This window comes from Jannaschia sp. M317, from assembly GCF_025141175.1.
Lineage (GTDB): Bacteria > Pseudomonadota > Alphaproteobacteria > Rhodobacterales > Rhodobacteraceae > Jannaschia.
The window spans coordinates 649,370-667,940 of the sequence record NZ_CP081155.1 but is presented as its reverse complement, the minus strand read 5'-3'; the positions used below and the strand labels follow the sequence as shown (position 1 = coordinate 667,940).

The 18,571-nt window shown below is 67.6% G+C and carries 18 protein-coding genes and 1 riboswitch; of the genes, 12 read left to right on the top strand and 6 right to left on the bottom strand.

Features of this window, described 5'->3' with window-relative positions; genetic code table 11:
• Window positions 1-54 precede the first annotated feature (54 nt).
• The 4 genes from K3551_RS03490 to K3551_RS03475 all read left to right on the top strand — a co-directional run bounded on the left by K3551_RS03490 (window position 55) and on the right by K3551_RS03475 (window position 4,721).
• The gene (locus tag K3551_RS03490) at window positions 55-1,863 is read left to right on the top strand and encodes an adenine deaminase (RefSeq protein ID WP_259917708.1); all 1,809 of its coding nucleotides are present in this window, start codon (window positions 55-57) and stop codon (window positions 1,861-1,863) included.
• Window positions 1,860-3,341, top strand: coding sequence for an AMP nucleosidase (locus K3551_RS03485; RefSeq protein ID WP_259917706.1), 1,482 nt, complete (start codon window positions 1,860-1,862; stop codon window positions 3,339-3,341). The genes K3551_RS03490 and K3551_RS03485 overlap by 4 nt, the downstream gene beginning before the upstream one ends.
• Before the next feature lie 119 nt (window positions 3,342-3,460).
• Window positions 3,461-3,751, top strand: a complete 291-nt coding sequence (locus K3551_RS03480; protein WP_259917705.1) for an HU family DNA-binding protein — start codon at window positions 3,461-3,463, stop codon at window positions 3,749-3,751.
• Between the two features lie 100 nt (window positions 3,752-3,851).
• Window positions 3,852-4,721, top strand: coding sequence for a DMT family transporter (locus tag K3551_RS03475; RefSeq protein WP_259917703.1), 870 nt, complete (start codon window positions 3,852-3,854; stop codon window positions 4,719-4,721).
• Window positions 4,722-4,819: 98 nt separating this feature from the next.
• Here the strand turns inward: K3551_RS03475 and aroC are convergent, their stop codons facing one another.
• The gene (aroC, locus tag K3551_RS03470; RefSeq protein ID WP_259917701.1) at window positions 4,820-5,923 is read right to left on the bottom strand and encodes a chorismate synthase; all 1,104 of its coding nucleotides are present in this window, start codon (window positions 5,921-5,923) and stop codon (window positions 4,820-4,822) included.
• A 57-nt stretch (window positions 5,924-5,980) separates the two neighbouring features.
• On the bottom strand, window positions 5,981-6,316 hold the full coding sequence (locus tag K3551_RS03465; protein ID WP_259919453.1) for an acyl-CoA thioesterase: 336 nt from the start codon (window positions 6,314-6,316) through the stop codon (window positions 5,981-5,983).
• A gap of 216 nt (window positions 6,317-6,532) precedes the next feature.
• Here K3551_RS03465 and K3551_RS03460 point away from each other — a divergent pair, with 216 nt between their 5' ends.
• The 4 genes from K3551_RS03460 to K3551_RS03445 all read left to right on the top strand — a co-directional run bounded on the left by K3551_RS03460 (window position 6,533) and on the right by K3551_RS03445 (window position 10,761).
• Entirely contained in the window at window positions 6,533-7,384 is an 852-nt protein-coding gene (locus K3551_RS03460; protein WP_259917699.1) for an MBL fold metallo-hydrolase, read from the top strand.
• A gap of 34 nt (window positions 7,385-7,418) precedes the next feature.
• Window positions 7,419-7,518, top strand: a riboswitch (TPP riboswitch).
• Window positions 7,519-7,552: 34 nt separating this feature from the next.
• Window positions 7,553-8,527, top strand: a complete 975-nt coding sequence (locus K3551_RS03455; RefSeq protein ID WP_259917697.1) for a thiamine ABC transporter substrate binding subunit — start codon at window positions 7,553-7,555, stop codon at window positions 8,525-8,527.
• Window positions 8,528-8,549: 22 nt separating this feature from the next.
• The gene (locus tag K3551_RS03450) at window positions 8,550-10,076 is read left to right on the top strand and encodes a thiamine/thiamine pyrophosphate ABC transporter permease ThiP (RefSeq protein WP_259917696.1); all 1,527 of its coding nucleotides are present in this window, start codon (window positions 8,550-8,552) and stop codon (window positions 10,074-10,076) included.
• Window positions 10,069-10,761 (top strand): ATP-binding cassette domain-containing protein, encoded by a 693-nt coding sequence (locus K3551_RS03445; RefSeq protein ID WP_259917694.1) that lies wholly within the window; start codon window positions 10,069-10,071, stop codon window positions 10,759-10,761. The genes K3551_RS03450 and K3551_RS03445 overlap by 8 nt, the downstream gene beginning before the upstream one ends.
• Here the strand turns inward: K3551_RS03445 and tspO are convergent.
• The 3 genes from tspO to crtI are packed head-to-tail and all read right to left on the bottom strand — an operon-like array spanning window position 10,753 to window position 13,801.
• Entirely contained in the window at window positions 10,753-11,208 is a 456-nt protein-coding gene (gene tspO / locus K3551_RS03440; protein ID WP_259917691.1) for a tryptophan-rich sensory protein TspO, read from the bottom strand. The genes K3551_RS03445 and tspO overlap by 9 nt on opposite strands.
• 5 nt (window positions 11,209-11,213) lie before the next feature.
• On the bottom strand, window positions 11,214-12,251 hold the full coding sequence (gene crtB / locus K3551_RS03435; RefSeq protein ID WP_259917689.1) for a 15-cis-phytoene synthase: 1,038 nt from the start codon (window positions 12,249-12,251) through the stop codon (window positions 11,214-11,216).
• The gene (gene crtI, locus K3551_RS03430) at window positions 12,248-13,801 is read right to left on the bottom strand and encodes a phytoene desaturase family protein (protein ID WP_259917687.1); all 1,554 of its coding nucleotides are present in this window, start codon (window positions 13,799-13,801) and stop codon (window positions 12,248-12,250) included. The genes crtB and crtI overlap by 4 nt, the downstream gene beginning before the upstream one ends.
• A 118-nt stretch (window positions 13,802-13,919) precedes the next feature.
• On the opposite strand from crtI, the gene crtA reads away from it, so the two are divergent.
• Genes crtA through bchO form a run of 4 tightly spaced genes read left to right on the top strand, consistent with a single transcriptional unit; the run spans window position 13,920 to window position 18,086 of the window.
• The gene (gene crtA, locus K3551_RS03425; protein ID WP_311199757.1) at window positions 13,920-14,606 is read left to right on the top strand and encodes a spheroidene monooxygenase; all 687 of its coding nucleotides are present in this window, start codon (window positions 13,920-13,922) and stop codon (window positions 14,604-14,606) included.
• Window positions 14,603-15,604, top strand: coding sequence for a magnesium chelatase ATPase subunit I (bchI, locus tag K3551_RS03420; protein WP_259917685.1), 1,002 nt, complete (start codon window positions 14,603-14,605; stop codon window positions 15,602-15,604). Before crtA ends, bchI begins: the two co-directional genes overlap by 4 nt.
• Window positions 15,601-17,220 (top strand): magnesium chelatase subunit D, encoded by a 1,620-nt coding sequence (locus K3551_RS03415; protein WP_259917684.1) that lies wholly within the window; start codon window positions 15,601-15,603, stop codon window positions 17,218-17,220. The genes bchI and K3551_RS03415 overlap by 4 nt, the downstream gene beginning before the upstream one ends.
• Window positions 17,217-18,086 (top strand): alpha/beta fold hydrolase BchO, encoded by an 870-nt coding sequence (bchO, locus tag K3551_RS03410; protein ID WP_259917683.1) that lies wholly within the window; start codon window positions 17,217-17,219, stop codon window positions 18,084-18,086. The genes K3551_RS03415 and bchO overlap by 4 nt, the downstream gene beginning before the upstream one ends.
• On the opposite strand, the gene K3551_RS03405 is transcribed toward bchO, so the two are convergent.
• Window positions 18,083-18,523: a cytochrome c family protein gene (locus K3551_RS03405; RefSeq protein ID WP_259917681.1), complete on the bottom strand. Its 441-nt coding sequence runs from the start codon at window positions 18,521-18,523 to the stop codon at window positions 18,083-18,085. The genes bchO and K3551_RS03405 overlap by 4 nt on opposite strands.
• Between the last annotated feature and the right edge of the window lie 48 nt (window positions 18,524-18,571).

The following is an 18,571-nucleotide window of genomic DNA, read 5'->3' as shown; positions in this document are numbered from 1 at the left end:
GCCGGTGGGCAGAGCCCCCATTGCACCCCCCGCCAAGCCATGACAGGCTTGCTCATGACACCCGAAACGCTCCCTTCCTGGCCCGACGCGGCCGCCGATCTGATCGCCATTGCGGCGGGCCGTGCCCCGGCCGACACCGTTGTGACAGGCGGCAAGGTTGTCCTTGTCCACACCCGCGAGGTTCTCGATTGGCAGGTCGCCATCGCCCGCGGACGCTTTGCCTATGTCGGGCCCGACGCCAGCCACTGCATCGGCGCGGAAACGCAGGTCGTGGACGCCGCCGGGCGCTATGTCATCCCCGGCCTGTGCGATGCGCATATGCACGTGGAATCGGGGATGCTGACGCCAGCCGAATTTGCCGCCGCCGTGATCCCCCATGGCACCACCGCCATGTTCACCGACCCCCATGAGATCGCCAATGTCCTGGGCCTGCGCGGTGTCCGTCTGATGCATGACGAGGCACGGGGCCTGCCGTGCAGCATGTTCGTGCAGATGCCGTCCTGCGCGCCCTCGGCACCGGGTCTGGAAACCACCGGTCATGAAATCACGCCCGAAGACGTCGCCGAAGCGATGGCCTGGCCGGGCATCGTCGGCCTGGGCGAGATGATGAACTTTCCGGGCGTGGCGGCGGGCGACCCCAAGATGCTGGCCGAAATGGCCGCGACGGCACAGGCGGGCAAGACCATCGGCGGACACTATGCGTCGCCCGATCTGGGCCCCGCGTTCCACGCCTATGTGGCAGGCGGTCCGGCGGACGACCACGAAGGCACCTGCGAGACGGATGCCGTGGCCCGCGTGCGGCAAGGCATGCGGTCGATGATGCGACTGGGCAGCGCCTGGTACGACGTAGAGACCCAGATCACCGCGGTCACCGAAAAAGGTCTCGACCCGCGCAACTTCATCCTGTGCACCGACGATTGCATGGCCGGGACGCTGGTGAACGACGGGCATATGAACCGGGTGCTGCGCCACGCCATTGCCTGCGGCTGCGATCCTCTGGTGGCACTGCAGATGTGCACGATCAACACGGCGACCCATTTCGGCCTGGAGCGGGAGCTTGGGTCCATCGCCCCCGGTCGCCGCGCCGACCTGATCCTGACCTCGTCCCTGACCGACCTGCCGGTCGAGCGGGTGATGGCCCTGGGCCAATGGGTTGCCCAGGACGGTCGCTTGACCGCAGAATGCCCCCATATCGCCTGGCCCGCCGATGCCCGGTCCACCGTCAACATGGCCCGCGATCTGACCGCCACCGATTATGAGATCCCCGCCCCCAAGGGCGCCAACACCGCCACCGCCCGCGTCATCGGCGTGGTCGAAAACCAGGCCCCGACCAAGGCGCTGACCCGCGACCTGCCGGTCCGCAACGGGCTGGTTGAAGGCGATGCCCTGACCGGCGGCGACACCTGTCAGATCGCGCTGGTGGAACGGCATCGTGCGACCGGCGGCGTGACCAACGCCTTTGTCGCGGGCTTCGGCTACGACCGGCCCATGGCCCTGGCCTCGACCGTGGCGCATGACAGCCACCACATGATCGTTGTGGGCACCGACCGCGCGCAGATGGCGCTGGCGGCCAACCGATTGCGCGCCGTGGGCGGCGGCGTCTGTCTGTTTGAAGGCGGCGAGGAACGGGCGCTGATCGAATTGCCCATCGCAGGCCTGATGTCCGACAGCCCCGCCGCCGAGGTGGCCGCAAAGGCCGACGTCCTGATGGCGGCCATGCGCGACGCGGGCTGCCGCCTCAACAACGCCTACATGCAACATTCGCTGCTGGCCCTGGTGGTGATCCCCGAATTGCGGATCTCGGACCTGGGACTGGTGGACGTGACCACATTCGCATTGACCGACCTGATCGAGACTTCATGACCGACCTGACCCCCATTTGCACCCCCGGCTTCAGCGAGCCGCGTGTCTTCGACAACGCCGCCGAGGCGGTGGCCGAACTTCAACGTCTCTATGCCGAGGCCACAGGCTATCTGCGCCGCTGCTTCTCGGAGGCCTTGTCCGGCGGGATGCCCGACTGCCGTTACCGCGCCTATTACCCCGAGGTGCGGATTGTCACGACCAGCTTTGCGCGCACGGACAGCCGCCTCAGCTTTGGCCACGTGGCCGAACCGGGCCACTACGCGGCCACCATCACCCGCCCCGATCTGTTCGAGAAATACCTGACCCAGCAGATCGATCTGTTGATCACCTCGCACGAGGTCCCGGTGATCGTCGGGGCCTCGGACACGCCGATCCCGGTACATTTCGCCGTGCTCAACGATGCCGAATTGTCGGTGCCGCAGGACGGCGTGCTGCCGTTCCTGATGCGCGACGTCTTCGACGTGCCGGACCTGGAGACGACGAACGACGCCATCGTCAACGGCACCGGCTTCACCTACCAGGACGGGGCCCGCCCGCTCGCCCCGTTTACGGCGCAGCGGATCGACTATTCGCTGGCGCGGCTGGCGCATTACACCGCGACCGATCCCAGCGATTTCCAGAACCACGTTCTGTTCACCAACTACCAGTTCTACGTCGAGGAGTTCATCGCCTACGGACGCGAGATGCTGCGCGATCCGGCGTCTGGCTATGTCGCGCTGGTCGGGCCCAACGGTCAGCGTGTCACCGCCGCCGACCCCGATGCCCCCATGGTCGACCCGCCCAAGATGCCGCAGATGCCGTCCTACCACCTGACGCGCGAGGACGAGGCCGGGATCACCCTGGTCAACATCGGCGTCGGCCCATCCAACGCCAAGACGGCCACCGACCACATCGCCGTTCTGCGGCCCCACGTCTGGCTGATGGTCGGCCACTGCGCCGGTCTGCGCAATTCGCAAAGCCTGGGCGATTTCGTCCTGGCCCATGCCTACCTGCGCGAGGATCACGTCCTCGACGACGATCTGCCGATCTGGGTGCCGATCCCGGCCCTGGCCGAGGTTCAGGTCGCGCTGGAAGACGCCGTGGCCGAGGTCACGCAGCTGGAAGGCTACGAGTTGAAGCGCCTGATGCGCACCGGCACCGTCGCCACCATCGACAACCGCAACTGGGAGCTGCGCGAACAGGCGGGCCCGGTGCAACGCCTGTCGCAATCCCGCGCCGTGGCGCTGGACATGGAATCGGCCACAATCGCGGCCAACGGGTTTCGCTTCCGGGTGCCCTACGGCACGCTGCTCTGCGTCAGCGACAAGCCGCTCCACGGCGAGCTGAAGCTTCCGGGCATGGCCTCGGCTTTCTACAAGACCCAGGTCAGCCGGCACCTGCAAATCGGAATCAAGGCGATGGAGGCGCTTCGCGAAATGCCTCTGGCGCGACTGCATTCGCGGAAGTTGCGCAGTTTCGAGGAAACGGCCTTCCTCTGACCCCAAAAACCTATAGTACGTTGGGTCATCGCGTTCACAATTTGTTGTGACACAAGACTAGGGCGGGTTAACTGCCCGATGAGAAACACCAAACCTGCCTCAATGGGGAGAACCGAACAATGGCTCAGAAACCGATGACCAAGACCCAGCTGGTCGCCGCACTCGCCGAAAAGATGGATGCCGACAAAAAGGCCGCGACCACGGCGCTCGACGCGATCGTCGCCGTGATCACCGACGAAGTGTCCGCCGGTGGTGCCGTGACCCTGCCCGGCGTCGGCAAGATCATGTGCCGCGAACGCCCCGAGCGTATGGTCCGCAACCCCGCCACGGGCGAGCAGTTCAAGAAAGAGGCCGACAAGGTGGTCAAGATGACCATCGCCAAGGCGCTCAAGGATTCCGTGAACGAGTGATCGCGCCGCGATTGACAGTTTGACAAGGGCCGCCCCGGGGCGGCCCTTTTTCGTTGCGTGGCAGATTGCGCCCCCGCGCGCCGGGCGTCACAACCCCTGCATGGATATTCGCGCACTCTGCTACGGGCTGGCCTTTGCCCTGATGTGGTCTTCGGCCTTCACCTCGGCCCGGATCATCGTGGCCGAGGCCCCGCCGATCCTGTCGCTGTCCCTGCGGTTCGCCATCTCCGGGGTGCTGGGCATCGCCATCGCCTATGCGCTCGGCCAAAGGATGCGCCTGACGCGCGCACAATGGCGGGCGGTGGTGATCTTCGGCATTTGCCAGAACGCGCTTTATCTCGGGCTGAATTTCGTCGCGATGCAGTGGATCGAGGCCAGCCTCGCGGCCATCATCGCTTCCTGCCTGCCGCTTTTGGTGGCTTTGGCGAACTGGGTGATCTTTCGCGAAGGCACCCGCCTGCTGGGCGTCGCGGGCCTGTTGGCGGGATCTTTCGGGGTGCTTTTGATCATGGGCACCCGGTTGCAGGGCGGAGCCGACCTGACGGGCATCGCGCTTTGCATGCTGGGGGTCCTTGCCCTGACTGTGGCGACGCTGTCGGTCCGGGGGGCATCGGGCGGCGGCAATCTGTTGATGGTCGTCGGCCTGCAGATGCTGGTGGGGTCCGCAGCACTGCTGCCCGTGGGCCTGGCGCTGGAAACCTGGGCGGTGACCTGGACGCCACGCCTGGTCGCGGCCCTGACCTATACGACCCTGGTGCCCGGCCTTGCCGCCACCTGGATCTGGTTCCTGCTGGTCGCGCGCATCGGGGCCACTCCGGCCGCCACCTTCCACTTTCTCAACCCGTTCTTTGGCGTGGTCGTGGCCTGGGCGCTGTTGGGCGAACGCCTCGGGCCGCTGGATATCCTGGGCGTGGTTGTGGTGACGCTCGGGATCTTGGCGGTTCAACTCAGCCGATTGAAACGCCCCTGACGCCATGGCGGATGCCGGATCAGGCGATACGGTCGCGCGCAAGAGGCCGCGCCTCTTGCCGGGTCGGGCGGGGCTCGATGCCCCGCGCGGCCCGCGCCCTACCCGATGACACCACCCGCATCACCGACCTGGCCGCGATGCAAAAGCAGATGATCCAGCACGACGCAGGCCATCATCGCCTCGGCCACGGGCACCGCACGGATGCCGACGCAGGGGTCGTGGCGGCCCTTGGTGACGATCGTGGTATCCTCGCCGGACTTGGTGATCGTGCGCCGCTCCGACAGGATGGACGACGTCGGCTTGACCGAAAACCGCACCACGACATCCTGCCCGGTGGAAATACCGCCCAGCACGCCGCCTGCGTGGTTCGACGAATAGACCGGCCCGTCCGGCCCCATCGAAATCTCGTCGGCGTTGTCCCGCCCGGTCAGGCGGGCGGCGTGCATGCCCTCGCCGATCTCGACACCCTTCACCGCGTTGATCGACATCATCGCTGCGGCCAGGTCGGTGTCCAGCTTGCCATAGATCGGTGCGCCCAGCCCCGCGGGCACGCCGCGCGCCACGCATTCGATGATCGCGCCCACCGAATTGTGGTCATCCTTGCGCAGCCAATCCAGGTGATCCGCGAATTTTTGCGCCGCGACGGGGTCCGGGCACCAGAAATCGTTGCGCGCGATCTCGTCCCAGTCGAACCGGTCCCGATCGATATCCAGCGGCCCCATGGCCGTCATGTAGCCCGTCACCTGCACCTGCGGTGCCAGAACCGACAGCGCCGCCCGCGCCACACCACCGGCCGCCACCCGCGCCGCCGTCTCGCGCGCCGAAGACCGGCCCCCGCCGCGATAGTCCCGCACCCCGTACTTCTGCCAATAGGTGATATCGGCGTGGCCGGGCCGGAATTTCTCGGCGATCTCGCCGTAGTCCTTGGACCGCTGATCGGTGTTGCGGATCATCAGCTGGATCGGCGTGCCCGTGCTGACCCCATCGAAGACACCGGATAGGATTTCCACCTGATCGGGTTCCTTGCGCTGAGTCGTGTGCTTGGACTGGCCCGGCTTGCGCTTGTCCATCCAGACCTGGATGTCCTCGGCCCGGATCGGCACGCCCGGCGGGCAGCCGTCGACCGTCGCCCCCAGCGCGGGGCCGTGGCTTTCGCCCCAGGTAGTGACGCGGAACAGGTGACCGAAGGTGTTCAGGGACATGGGCGCTCTCCTCGGGGGGCGGGTCTAGACGGTCGGGCCCGGCCCGGCAAGCGGTGCTCAGGCGTCGGGGATTTCGCGGGGGGCCCCAGCCTCGTCCAAGGCGACGAAAACGAAATCCGCACTGGTGACCTTGGCCCCCTCCTGCGCGAACCGGGCGCGGGCCCAGACGTCTACATGCATCCGCATCGAGGTCCGCCCAACCGACTTGAGCGTCGCATAAAGCGTGACTTCGTCCCCCACCTTCACCGGGCGCAAAAATTGCATCGCCTCGACGGCCACGGTGGCGCCCCGCCCCTGACTGACCCGCGCGGCCAGATTGCCGGCGGCCAGGTCCATCTGGCTCATCAGCCAGCCGCCAAAGATATCACCCGAAGGGTTGGTGTCGGCAGGCATGGCGATGGTGCGGATGACCAGAATGCCGTCGTCCTGCTGGCGTCCGTGGGATCCGCGCGCCCGGGCCCGGGCCAGGCGGTCATCGACTGCTTCGGTCATCGTGGCGCGTCCTTCGGTCTGTGCTGACCCCGCCCTAGCACAGCCCGGCGCCCCCCGTCACCGCACCGATTGCCAAGCATCGCCCGCTCTGACAGCCTGCCCTCCGGAGGTGGCATCATGCAGGATCACGTAGCTCTTTTGGGCACCAAGGGCGGACCCGCGATCCGCCCGGGCTCGACCATGCCGACCTCCAGCCTCTTGGTGATCGGGGGGCAGCGGATCGTGGTGGATTGCGGGCTGGGGGTGACCCGGGGTCTTTGCGATCAGGGAATGGCACTGGCCGATCTGTCGATCATCTTCATCACGCACCTGCATTCCGATCACTATCTGGAACTAGGGCCTCTGCTGCACACGGCCTGGACCGCGGGGCTGAAGACGCCGGTGACGGTCTGGGGTCCTGCGGGCCTGGACCGGTATTGGGACGGGTTCCTCGCGTCCATGGCCGATGACATCGACCTGCGGATCGTCGACGAGGGGCGGCCCGACCTGCGCGGACTGGTGTCGATCCGGACAATCGACGCCGGGGCTGTCACCCGGTTGGACGGCATCTCGGTGACCGCGATGCGCGTCGATCATCCACCGCTGACGGAGTGTTTCGCGCTGTCGTTTGCCGGGGCCAGGCGCGTCGTCTTTTCGGCAGATACCGCATATTACCCGCCCTTGGCGGATTTCGCAGCCGGGGCCGACCTTCTAATCCACGAAGCTATGCTGCCCGAAGCAGTCCGCGCCCTGGTCGCCCGCGTGGGCAATGGCGACGACCGCCTGCTGCGCCACATCGAACGGTCCCATACCTCTGCCGCCGATGCCGCGCGGATCGCGGCACAGGCAGGCGTCAAGGCGCTGGCCCTGCACCACCTGCTGCCTTCTGACGACCCGGATTTTGGCCCGGACGATTGGCTGGCTGCGGTACGGCCCCATTGGGACGGCCCGCTGCATCTGGGTCGTGACGGGCTACGCATCCCGTTTTGACGACTGGACGTGATGCGGCGTCCCTCCTATGTATCACCCTACCTCGGGGGGCCTTACAGGCTGAGATGCGTCACAGCGGACCCGTTGAACCTGAACCGGTTAAGACCGGCGGAGGGAAGGTGTGACTGTCTCGCCTGAACCCCCGTCCGTCGCCATGGGAGTTGAGACATGAAACTGACCATCGCCACGGCCCTGACCCTGATCGCCCCTGCCGCATTGGCAGAGCCGTTGACGGTCTATGCGCCCGACTACTTTGCCTCCGAATGGGGGCCCGGCCCGGCCATCAAGGCCGCCTTCGAGGCCGGTTGCGCCTGCGAGATCGAATACGTCACCGGCGACCTGCTGCCGCGCCTGCGGCTGGAAGGTGCGCGCACCAGCGCTGATGTCGTCATCGGCCTGAACACAGACGACGCCGAACGCGCCCGCCAGACCGGTCTGTTCGCCCCCCACAACGTCACGATCGAGGGGCTGACGATGCCCGTCGCCTGGACCGATGAAACGTTCGTGCCGTTCAACTGGGGCCACACCGCCTTTGTCTACGACACCACCCGTCTGGACAGCGTGCCGACCACGTTCCAGGCCCTGCTGGACGCCCCCGACGATTTGCGGATCGTGGTCCAGGACCCCCGCACCTCGGTGTCGGGTCTGGCGCTTGCGCTGTGGATGAAGTCGATCTTCGGTGACGACACCGAAGCCGCCTGGGAGGCGTTGGCCCCCAAGATCGTGACCGTGACCAAGGGCTGGTCCGAGGCCTACGGCATGTTCACCGAAGGCGAGGCCGACATGGTCCTGTCCTACACCACCTCGCCCGCCTACCACATCATCGCCGAGGAAGACCTGACCAAGAAGGCCGCCATCTTCGACGAAGGCCACTATGTCATGGTCGAAACCGCCGGTCAGATCGCCACCACCGATCAGCCCGAGCTGGCGCAGGCCTTCCTCGACTTCATCCTGACCGAAGCGTTCCAGTCGATCATCCCCGAGGGCAACTGGTCCCTGCCGGCCAAGCTGGACCCGGCCAAGATGCCCGCAGGTTTTGCACAGCTGGACCTGCCGGACACCGCGCTGCTCTATTCCTCCGACGAGGCAGAGGCCCTGCGCGACACCGTCGTGGCGGAGTTCGAGGCAGGCCTGGGCCGCTAAGGCCAAAGGGCCGGAGCCCACGGTGACCCTCGGCATCCGCATCGGTCTTGCCGCCACGTTAATCGTGGCGGCGGCGCTGTTGCTGCCGCTGGGCGCCGTGGCCTGGCGGGCCGAGGGATTTGCCGGGTTGAAACCGGGGGACTGGAGCGCGCTGCGCTTCACCCTCTGGCAAGCCGCAGCCTCTGCGGCACTGTCGATCCTGCTGGCGATCCCGGTTGCGCGCGCCTTGTCGCGCCGCCGGTTCCGGGGACGCGGCGCGGTGATCCTGCTGCTGGGCGCCCCCTTCATCCTGCCGGTGATTGTCGCGGTCCTGGGCCTTGTCGCGCTGTTCGGGCGCAGCGGCCCGGTCAGTGTCGTGCTGGGCTGGGCTGGGTTCGAGCCGCTGTCGATCTACGGTGCACATGGGGTCATTCTGGCCCATGTCTTTTTCAACATGCCACTTGCCACGCGCCTGATCCTGCAGGGCTGGCAGGCAATTCCGGGCGAACGCCTGCGCCTTGCCGCCTCGCTGGGTTTCGCCCCGGCCCAGACGGCCCGATACCTTGAATGGCCGATGCTACGGGCCATCGTGCCGGGTGTGTTCCTGGTGATCTTTCTGATCTGCACGACCTCTTTCGCAGTGGCACTGGCCCTTGGCGGCGGCCCCCGGTCCACCACCGTAGAGCTGGCAATCTATCAGGCGTTCCGATTTGATTTCGACTTGGGCCGGGCAGCATTGCTGGGGGCGATGCAACTGGCCCTGGGCGTGGGCGCGGCGCTGTTGTCCATGCGGCTGACCCTGCCTTCGGGCTTTGGCGCGGGACAGGACCGGGTGGTCCCGCGATGGGACGCGCGCGGGCTGGGATTGCGGGTTCAGGACACTGGCGCGATCCTGCTGGCTTGTGCCTTCCTGTTGCTGCCCATGGGTCTGGTGCTGGGCGAAGGCATCCTTCATCTGCACCGTCTGCCGGAATCGGTCTGGTGGGCGGCGCTGCGGTCGTTGACCATCGCCCTGCTGGCCGCAATCCTGACGGTGGCCACAGCCCTGGCCATGGCGCGCGCCGCGATCCGCAGCGGTGCGGTCGAGGTCATCGGCACCCTGTCCATCGCCGCCTCGCCGCTGGTTCTGGGCACCGGGCTCTATGTGCTGCTCCTGCCTTTCGTGAACCCGATCGGGCTGGCCCTGCCGGTAACTTTGTTCGTGAACGTGGTGCTGGGCCTACCCTTTGCGCTGCGCGCCCTGATCCCTGCCATGCGTGACCTGGACCGGGACTATGGCAGGTTATCTGCGTCCCTCGGCCTCGGTGGCCTGTCCTGGCTGCGCCTTGTCGGCCTGCCGCGCCTGCGCCGTCCCGCGGGCTTTGCGGCCGGGCTAACGGCGGCGCTGGCGGCGGGGGATCTGGGTGTGATCACATTGTTTGCCACCCCGGATCAGGCAACGCTGCCGCTGATGCTGTATCAACTCATGGGCAGCTACCGGATGGAGGAGGCTAAGGCCGCCGCCTTGCTCCTCGTGCTGCTGTCGCTTGGCCTGTTCTGGATCTTCGAGAGGGGGAGCCGCGATGCTTGACCTGGATGCCATCCGCATCACGCTGGGCACCTTCACCCTGCGGGCCGATACCTCCTTGCCGACCGGTGGCATCACCGCATTGATGGGGGCCAGCGGGTCGGGAAAATCCACGATCCTGTCGGCCATCGCCGGTTTCCTGACGCCGGCGCAGGGACGGATTCGCATAGACGAGCAGGATGTGACCGACCTGGCACCCGGCGCGCGGCCCCTGTCGGTTCTGTTTCAGGACAACAACCTGTTCCCGCACCTGAGCGTCGCGGAGAACGTGGGCCTGGGCCTGCGCCCGGACCTGCGGCTGGATGCGACGCAGCGGCAGGCCCGCAGCGACGTTCTGGCCCGCGTCGGGCTGGATGGCATGGACACGCGCCTGCCCCGCGACCTGTCGGGCGGACAGCAAAGCCGCGCGGCCCTGGCGCGGGCCCTGTTGCGCAGGCGGCCCTGGCTCTTGCTGGATGAACCGTTCTCGGCGCTTGGCCCCGCGCTCAGGCGCGACATGCTGACCCTGTTGCGGGACACGGCGCGGGCCGAGGGTCTGTCGGTTCTGATGGTCACGCACGACCCCGACGATGCGCAGGCCGTGGCGGACCACACCTGCGTTCTGGCGGATGGCGTGCTGGCCGATCCGGTGCCGACCGGCCCGCTGTTCGCGAACCCGACGCCCGCGCTGCGCGCCTATCTAGGCTGACGGATTGCGCCGCAGGACCGAGGCGTTCAGGGCGGCAGCGATCGTCACCCAGACCAGATAGGGCGCGACCACCAGGAACGCGATCTTGTCCAGCGGCCAGAGGCTGACCAGCAACCCCGCAACGGCGAGCCACAGCAGCACGATCACCACCAGCCCCGCCTTCATCCGCTGCAACCCGAAGAACACGGGCGTCCAGAGGGTATTCAGCGCGATCTGCAGGGCCCAGAAGGCCATGGCATAGGCCGACCCCTCCAACGGGGCGACCCGCGCGCCCGCAAAGGCCAGCGCCAGATAGAGCGTCGTCCACACCACCGGAAACACCCAGTCGGGCGGCGTCCAGGATGGTTTAGACAAACCCCGGTACCAGGCACCGGGCGAAAACATCGCGCCGGTGGCCGCCGCCGCGCCGCAGGCCCCGAGGAACACAAGGAAGAGAATCCAATCCATACCGCTTAGCTAGACTGCGGCGGGCCGCGATCCAACAGGCGATCCTGCGCGGCAAGTTGGGCGAACACCTCCAGCACTTCGTCGCGCCAGCCATCGCGCGCCGGGCGCGGGTCGGCGGCGGCGGAAACCAGAAAGGCGACTTCGTCCAAGGGGCGGGCATGCAGGATCGGGGACCGGGGCAGAACCGACAGCACCGCCGCCTGTCCCAGGCTCTGCGTCAGCCAGCCCAGTTTCTGCGCCGTCGAGGTATGGGCGCGGGTCGTGATGCTGTCGAACCCGGCGCGGCGCACCTGTCCGCCGATGCCGTCATAGACATGCCGCGCCGCCAGAATGCCGGGACGCACCGATGGCGGCAGCGCGCGTACCCCGGATTCGGATCGGTGATACAGCCGCTGCGCCTCGGCCAGCAGGCGCCGGGTCATGGCGCGGATCTGCGGCGTCGGCTGCGGATCGTCCAGAAAGGCGGCGGGGTCCAGCCCGGCCTCGGCGAACCAATCGGTTGGCAGATACAGCCGCCCGGCACGCGCATCTTCGCCGACGTCCCGGGCGATATTGGTCAGTTGCATCGCCACGCCCAGGTCACAGGCCCGCGCCAGGGCATCGCCGTCACGCACCCGCATCAAGACGCACATCATCGCCCCCACGGCGGCGGCCACACGGGCGGAATAGCCGCGCAGATCCGACAGGCTGGCATAGGTGCGCCCCTGCGCGTCCCAGGCCAACCCCTCCAACAGGGCTTCGGGCAGGGCGCGGGGCATGTCGAAATCGGCCACCACCCGCGCAAAGGCACGGTCCGTGGGCGTGTCCCGCGGCGCGCCCGCATAGACCCGATCCAGCCGGTCGCGGAGCGCCAGAACAGCGGGTGCCTTGTCGCAGGCCAGGGCCACCTCGTCGACGGCATCATCGGCCAGGCGGCAAAAAGCATAGAGCACCAGCGCCGGATCCCGGACCGACCCAGGCAGCAGGCGGGACGCGGCGTGGAACGAATGCGACCCGGTACGGATCGCGGCACGGCAATGGTCCAGATCGGTGGCGGCGCTCATTCTGCGGCCTGCATCATCGAGGTGACGGTTCGGGCCGGTGGCACCAACTGCTCCAGCACTTCGGCCGAGGCGACGACCCCCGGCAGCCCCGCGCCCGGATGGGTACCCGCGCCGACCAGGAACAGGCCCGGCACCTCTTCGGAGATGTTGTGCGGGCGGAACCAGGCGCTTTGCAGGATGCGCGGCTCGATCGAGAACCCGGCACCGTGGGGCGACAAATACCGGTCGCGGAAATCTTCGGGTGTCAGGCACATGGACGGGCCAAGATGCTTGCCCAGTCCCGGCATCACCGTCTCTTCCAGGACGGCCTGCACCTTCAGGCGATAGGTTTCGGCCATCGTTGACCAGTCGACCGGATCGTCGTGGCCCAAGTGCGGCACCGGCGACAGGGCGTAGAACGTATCGTCACCGTCCGGGGCCGCGGTCGGATCGGTGACCGAGGGGCGGTGGATATAAAGGCTCATGTCATCCGAAAGCGTCCCGCGCCGAAAGATATCGCGCAGCAGCCCTTCATAGCGGGGACCGGACTGGATCGTATGATGCCCCAGATCGGGCCACATGTCCCGCGTGCCCTTGGTGCCGAAATACCAGACGAACAGACCCATGGACCAGCGCGACCGATCCAGCTTTTTCGGGGTCCAGCGCCGCTTGGGCCGGTTGCGCAGCAAATTGGAATAGGTGTGCCCGGCGTCCGCGTTCGACACGACGATATCCGCATCCAGAACCTGACCATCGGTCAACCGCACCCCACTGGCGCGGCCTTCGGCGTCCTGTTGCACATGGTCGACCGTGGTGCCGAACCGCAGCACCCCGCCCTGGTCGCGCACCACACGGGCCATGGCCGCCGCCATCGCGCCGACACCGCCCTGCGCATAATGGACGCCGAACGTCTTTTCCAGATGACTGACCAATGCATACATCGAGGTCACCCGCGCCGGGTCGCCGCCGATGAACAGCGGATGAAACGACAGCGCCATGCGCAGCCGTTCGTTGCGCACCCGAGACCGGGCCAAGGCCAGGATCGACCGATCCGCGCGCAGCATGGCAAATCGCGGCAGCACCTTGATGGTTTCCCACAGCCGGTGCATCGGCTTGGTCAGCATGCCTTCGTAACCGACCTTATAGCGCGCCTCGGCATCCTTCAGAAACCGCCGCCAGCCGTCCAGGTCGCCGGGCGACAGGCGCACGATCTCCGATTCCATGTCGGCGTCCTGGGCGCGCGCCTCCAGGTAGGTGCCGTCGGGCCAGCGAATCGTATAGAACGGGTCCAGCGCGGTCAGCGTCACCTCTGCGTCGAAATCCCGCCCGCAATCGGTGAACAGCTTGCGAAACACCTGGGGCGCGGTGACGATCGTGGGACCAAGGTCGAAACGGTGCCCGTCCCTGGTGACGGACGACGCCCGCCCGCCGGGCATGTCCAGCCGGTCCAGCACCGTCACGCGCCACCCCTTGGCCCCCAGACGCATGGCCGCAGCCAATCCGCCCAACCCCGCGCCGATCACGATGGCATGGGACCGGTCGGTCCTGTCGAAGGTCTGGTGTCGGGTCATCGGCGACTCTTTCCTTGACTGTCCACTTCGATTTACACTGAATATGTAACCAACGCCAAACGTTTGTTTGCCAAAAAGGCAATCAGCGCGGCAACCCCGGGAGGCGACCATCCAGACCGTGACCCTCACTCTCTATCGTTTCGGACCCTGGCGGGGCCGTCTCTGGGCCTTTGCGCAGATGGGATTGGCGCGCGCAGCCATGGCCCGCGTGCCCGGCCTGACGTTCTGGAAGCTGCTCGGCTCCGGCACGGGCGAGGGGTTCACCCCCGTGCCCAACACCGGCGTCTACGCGATCCTTTGCGCCTGGACCGACGCCGCAGCCGAGCGGATCGGGACACAGGCCGATGTGTTCCGACGCTATGCGGGCCACGCGATCGAACACTGCACGCTGCGCCTGTCGCCCACCTCTGCGCGCGGGCTCTGGTCCGGGCAGGCCCCGTTTGATGCGACCGCTGTCGACTGCACCGGCCCGCTCGCCGCCTTGACCCGCGCGACCGTCCGCCCGCGCAACCTGTTGCGGTTCTGGCGGCGGGTGCCCGACATTTCCGCCCGTATCGGCACCAATCCTGACGTTCAGCTCAAGATCGGTGTGGGCGAGGTGCCCTTCCTGCATCAGGTCACGTTTTCGATCTGGCCGGATGCAGAGACAATGGCCCGGTTCGCCCGCACATCCGGCCCCCACGCAGAGGCGATCCGCGCCGTGCGCGCAGGGGACTGGTTCGCCGAAGAACTCTATGCAAGATTTGCCGTAACCGGGGCCGAAGGCCGCTGGCAGGGCCGGCCCATGTCCGAGGTGCTCCGATGACAGCCTTTCCGTTCACCGCAATCGTCGGTCAGGACGAAATGAAGACCGCGATGATCCTGACCGCCGTGGACCCCGGCATCGGCGGTGTTCTGGTTTTCGGTGATCGGGGCACCGGCAAATCGACGGCGGTGCGCGCCTTGTCGGGTCTGCTGCCGCCATTGCAGATAGTGCAGGGCTGTCCGGTGAATTCCGCCTTGGTGGCAGATGTGCCGGACTGGGCCGCTGTCCCGGACCCTGTGATCACATCCGGCCCGACCCCCGTCGTGGATCTGCCACTGGGCGTGACCGAGGATCGGGTGACCGGGGCGCTCGACATCGAAAAGGCTCTGACAAAGGGGGAACGCGCGTTCGAACCGGGCCTGCTGGCGCGGGCCAATCGCGGCTATCTCTACATCGACGAGATCAACCTGCTGGAAGATCACATCGTCGATCTGTTGCTGGATGTCGCCCAGTCCGGCGAAAACGTGGTGGAGCGTGAGGGGCTGTCGATCCGGCACCCCGCGCGCTTCGTGCTTGTCGGATCCGGTAACCCCGAAGAAGGAGAGCTGCGCCCGCAGCTTCTGGATCGCTTTGGCCTGTCGGTGGAGGTCGCCTCGCCGAACACCGTGGCCGAACGCGTCGCGGTGATCCGCGCGCGCGACACCTTCGAAAGGGACAAGGAGGCCTTTGCGACCGCCTGTGAGGCGGATCAGCTGGCCCTGCGCGCCCGGATCGTCGCGGCCCGCGACCGTCTGGGCAAGGTCGAGGCACCTGATGCGGTGCTGGAGGATTGCGCCGCCTTATGCATCGCGCTCGGCTCTGACGGGGTGCGGGGCGAGCTGACGCTGCTGCGGACCGCGCGCGCGCTGGCCGCCTTTGAGGGGGCCGAGGTCGCGGGCCGTAATCACATCCGCCGCGTCGCCCCCATGAGCCTGCGCCACCGTCTGCGCCGCGACCCCTTGGACGAGGCCGGGTCGACCATCCGCGTCACCCGCGCATTGGAGGAGGTGCTGGCGTGACCGATCCGCGCTGGCCCCTGGTGGTGCGCGCGCTGGCCTGCCTGTCCCTCGATCCGCAGGCCCTGGGCGGGCTGCACCTGCGGGCGCGGGCCGGGCCGGTGCGCGATGCGGTGGTCAACCGGCTGATACGTGACCTGCCCGCACCCCTGCGCCTGCCCGCCGATCTGCCCGAGGATCTACTGGCCCCAGGTATAGACCTTACCGCGTCCCTGCAGCACGGGCGTTTGGTGCGCCGTGACGGTCTGTTGGCACGTTATCGGTCGCTGATCCTGCCCATGGCAGAGCGGGTCGCGCCTGGCCTGGCCGCGCGGTTGGGGCAGGCGCTGGACCGGGGGCGGCATTCCTTCGTCGCCCTCGACGAGGGCGACGAAGGGGAACGCCCGCCGGTGGCGCTGCTGGACCGGCTTGCGATGACACTCGACCTGGATGGCCTGCGACTTGCCGAAATGCCCATGTTAGAGACGTATTCAGACTGGGACGCGATCACCGAAGAGACGGCGATCGAAACCCTCTCTGCGTTGTCCCTCACGCTTGGGATCGGGTCGCTGCGGCGGCTTGGTCTTGCGCTGCGCCTTGCGCGGGTATCGGCGCAGGTGGATGGGCGCGACACGCTCGTGCAGGCCGATCTCAGTTTTGCCATTGCCACGGCCTTGCTGCCCCATGCGACCAGGATGCCCGCCCCGGAGGAGGAAGAAGCCCCGCCACCGCCCGAGCCGGAGACGGACGCAGCCCAATCCGACACGCAACCCGACACCGGCCTGCCTGACGGTGATGTCCTGCTGGAGGCGGCGCTGGCACTGCTGCCGCCCGACGTGTTGCAGCGGCTGGCAACAGGGACCGTGGCGCGGGCGCAGGGCACGGGTGCGGGCGCGCGGCGCAAGGGGAACCGGCGGGGTCGCCCCCTGCCCGCGCGGCCGGGGCGCATGGACGGACGCGCCCGGATCGACCTGATCGCGACCTTGCGGGCCGCCGCCCCCTGGCAGCGGTTGCGCGGCGGTGGGCCCGGTCAACGGCTTCGGCTGCGCAGTGCCGACATCCATCTCAAACGCTCCGAGACGCGGTCCGACCGGTTGGTGATCTTTGCGGTCGATGCCTCCGGCTCCGCTGCCTTTGCGCGATTGGCCGAGGTAAAGGGGGCGGTCGAGTTGCTGCTGGCCGAGGCCTATGCCCGACGTGATCACGTCGCCCTTGTCGCCTTTCGCGGCGAAGGGGCCGAGCTGTTGTTGCCCCCGACCCGCAGCCTGTTGCGCACGAAACGTCACCTGTCCGGCCTGCCCGGCGGCGGCGGTACGCCATTGGCGGCGGGCCTGCGGGCGGCGCTGGACCTGGGCTTGCAGGCGCGCGGGCGCGGCATGGATCCCGCAGTGGTGGTTCTGACCGATGGGCGGCCCAATATCGCGCTGTCGGGCACCGCCTCCCGGAGCGAGGCAGGGGCCGATGCACAGGCGATGGCCCGTGCCCTGCGGACGCAGGGGATGACCGCTCTGATAATCGACACGGGCAACCGCCCAACCCCTGCCCTGGCCACCTTGGCGCAGACCATGGACGCGCCCTATCTGCCGCTGCCCCGCGCCGACGCCAAGGCCGTCAGCAAAACCGTCGCGGCAGCCCTGTGACGCCCCCGGTCCCCGACGACTGGCCCTTTGCCGCGCACAGCCGCATCGTGCCCGCACGTCCCCATCAGTGGCATGTGCAACAGATCGGCAGCGGTCCGGATGTCCTGTTGCTGCATGGGGCCGGTGCGGCGACACAGTCCTGGCGCGGGTTGGCCCCCCTGCTGGCACGGCGGATGCGGGTGACGATGGTGGACCTGCCGGGGCACGGCTTTACCCGCGCCGGACCGGGTCGGCGCGGGCTGGACGCGATGGCGCAGGACGTCACCACCCTGCTGGCAGAGCTGAACCTGACCCCGCGCGCGATCATCGGCCATTCCGCAGGGGCAGCGTTGGCCCTTCGGTTGTCGCTGGACGCTGCGGTGCCCGTGCCGGTCGTATCCATCAACGGCGCGTTTCAGATGTTCGGAGGCGTGGCCGCCGTGTTGTTCCCGCTGATGGCCAAGGCGCTGGCGCTGAACCCGTTGACGGTGCCGCTGTTCACCGCCGGGGCCAGCCCGGCGCGGACCCGGCGAATGCTGGCGGGCACCGGCAGCAGGCTGGATGAGGACGGGTTGCGGCTGTACCACAGGCTGATCTCGGACAAGGGGCATGTCGCGGGGGCCCTGGCGATGATGGCGAACTGGTCGTTGGACAGGTTGGTGCGCGATGCCGCGGGCCTGTCGGCACCGGTCCTTTTGCTGGCGGGGGACAAGGATGGCACGGTGCCCCCGTCAGTCAGCCGGGATATGGCCGCGCAGATGCCGGACGGACGGTTGTGCATCGAGGCGGGGCTGGGCCACCTGTTGCACGAAGAAGCCCCCGACCTTGCGGCGGGGGCTGTCATCGCATTTCTCGAAGAGGTGGGCGTCTTGCCCCCCGCGCCTTAGCTGGCGTCGTCGGCGAACTGCGCCAGGAACGCATAGAGGTTCACGGCGTCCTCTTCCTTGCGGACCTTGAACGACATCTTGGACCGGCCACCTTCGCCGGACACTTCGCGCAGGTGCGCGGTCGGGTCCTGGACGTAGGCGACAAAGTTCGCCTCGTCGAAGACCAGCCCGGCCTCACCGGCGGCGACGGCCAGATCGGAATAGGCAAAATCCTCGACCATGCCACCGGCACGCCCGGCGATCCCGTAAAGGTTGGGGCCGGTCTTGGCGGCGCGACCGGCCAGAACCTCACCGTCGCCGTTTTGCACGACGTGGCAGGACTGACACTGGCGGAACGCCTTTTCCCCGGCTTCGGCATCGCCGCTGGCGGCGTGACCGTCGGCCAACACGGGACCGGCCGCAACGGCGGCGGCGAGGATAGTCATAGTACGAAGCATTCAGGTTCTCCCATTGAATCGCGTTTGTGGCTCAAGCTAGGGCAACCC

Bases quoted from the DNA above. Each gene is read 5' to 3' on its own strand.
- K3551_RS03490 (WP_259917708.1), top strand. From the start codon at position 55: ATGACACCCGAAACGCTCCCTTCCTGGCCCGACGCGGCCGCCGATCTG.
- K3551_RS03485 (WP_259917706.1), top strand. From the start codon at position 1,860: ATGACCGACCTGACCCCCATTTGCACCCCCGGCTTCAGCGAGCCGCGT.
- K3551_RS03480 (WP_259917705.1), top strand. From the start codon at position 3,461: ATGGCTCAGAAACCGATGACCAAGACCCAGCTGGTCGCCGCACTCGCC.
- K3551_RS03475 (WP_259917703.1), top strand. From the start codon at position 3,852: ATGGATATTCGCGCACTCTGCTACGGGCTGGCCTTTGCCCTGATGTGG.
- aroC (WP_259917701.1), bottom strand. From the start codon at position 5,923: ATGTCCCTGAACACCTTCGGTCACCTGTTCCGCGTCACTACCTGGGGC.
- K3551_RS03465 (WP_259919453.1), bottom strand. From the start codon at position 6,316: ATGCCTGCCGACACCAACCCTTCGGGTGATATCTTTGGCGGCTGGCTG.
- K3551_RS03460 (WP_259917699.1), top strand. From the start codon at position 6,533: ATGCAGGATCACGTAGCTCTTTTGGGCACCAAGGGCGGACCCGCGATC.
- K3551_RS03455 (WP_259917697.1), top strand. From the start codon at position 7,553: ATGAAACTGACCATCGCCACGGCCCTGACCCTGATCGCCCCTGCCGCA.
- K3551_RS03445 (WP_259917694.1), top strand. From the start codon at position 10,069: ATGCTTGACCTGGATGCCATCCGCATCACGCTGGGCACCTTCACCCTG.
- tspO (WP_259917691.1), bottom strand. From the start codon at position 11,208: ATGGATTGGATTCTCTTCCTTGTGTTCCTCGGGGCCTGCGGCGCGGCG.
- crtB (WP_259917689.1), bottom strand. From the start codon at position 12,251: ATGAGCGCCGCCACCGATCTGGACCATTGCCGTGCCGCGATCCGTACC.
- crtI (WP_259917687.1), bottom strand. From the start codon at position 13,801: ATGACCCGACACCAGACCTTCGACAGGACCGACCGGTCCCATGCCATC.
- bchI (WP_259917685.1), top strand. From the start codon at position 14,603: ATGACAGCCTTTCCGTTCACCGCAATCGTCGGTCAGGACGAAATGAAG.
- K3551_RS03405 (WP_259917681.1), bottom strand. From the start codon at position 18,523: ATGCTTCGTACTATGACTATCCTCGCCGCCGCCGTTGCGGCCGGTCCC.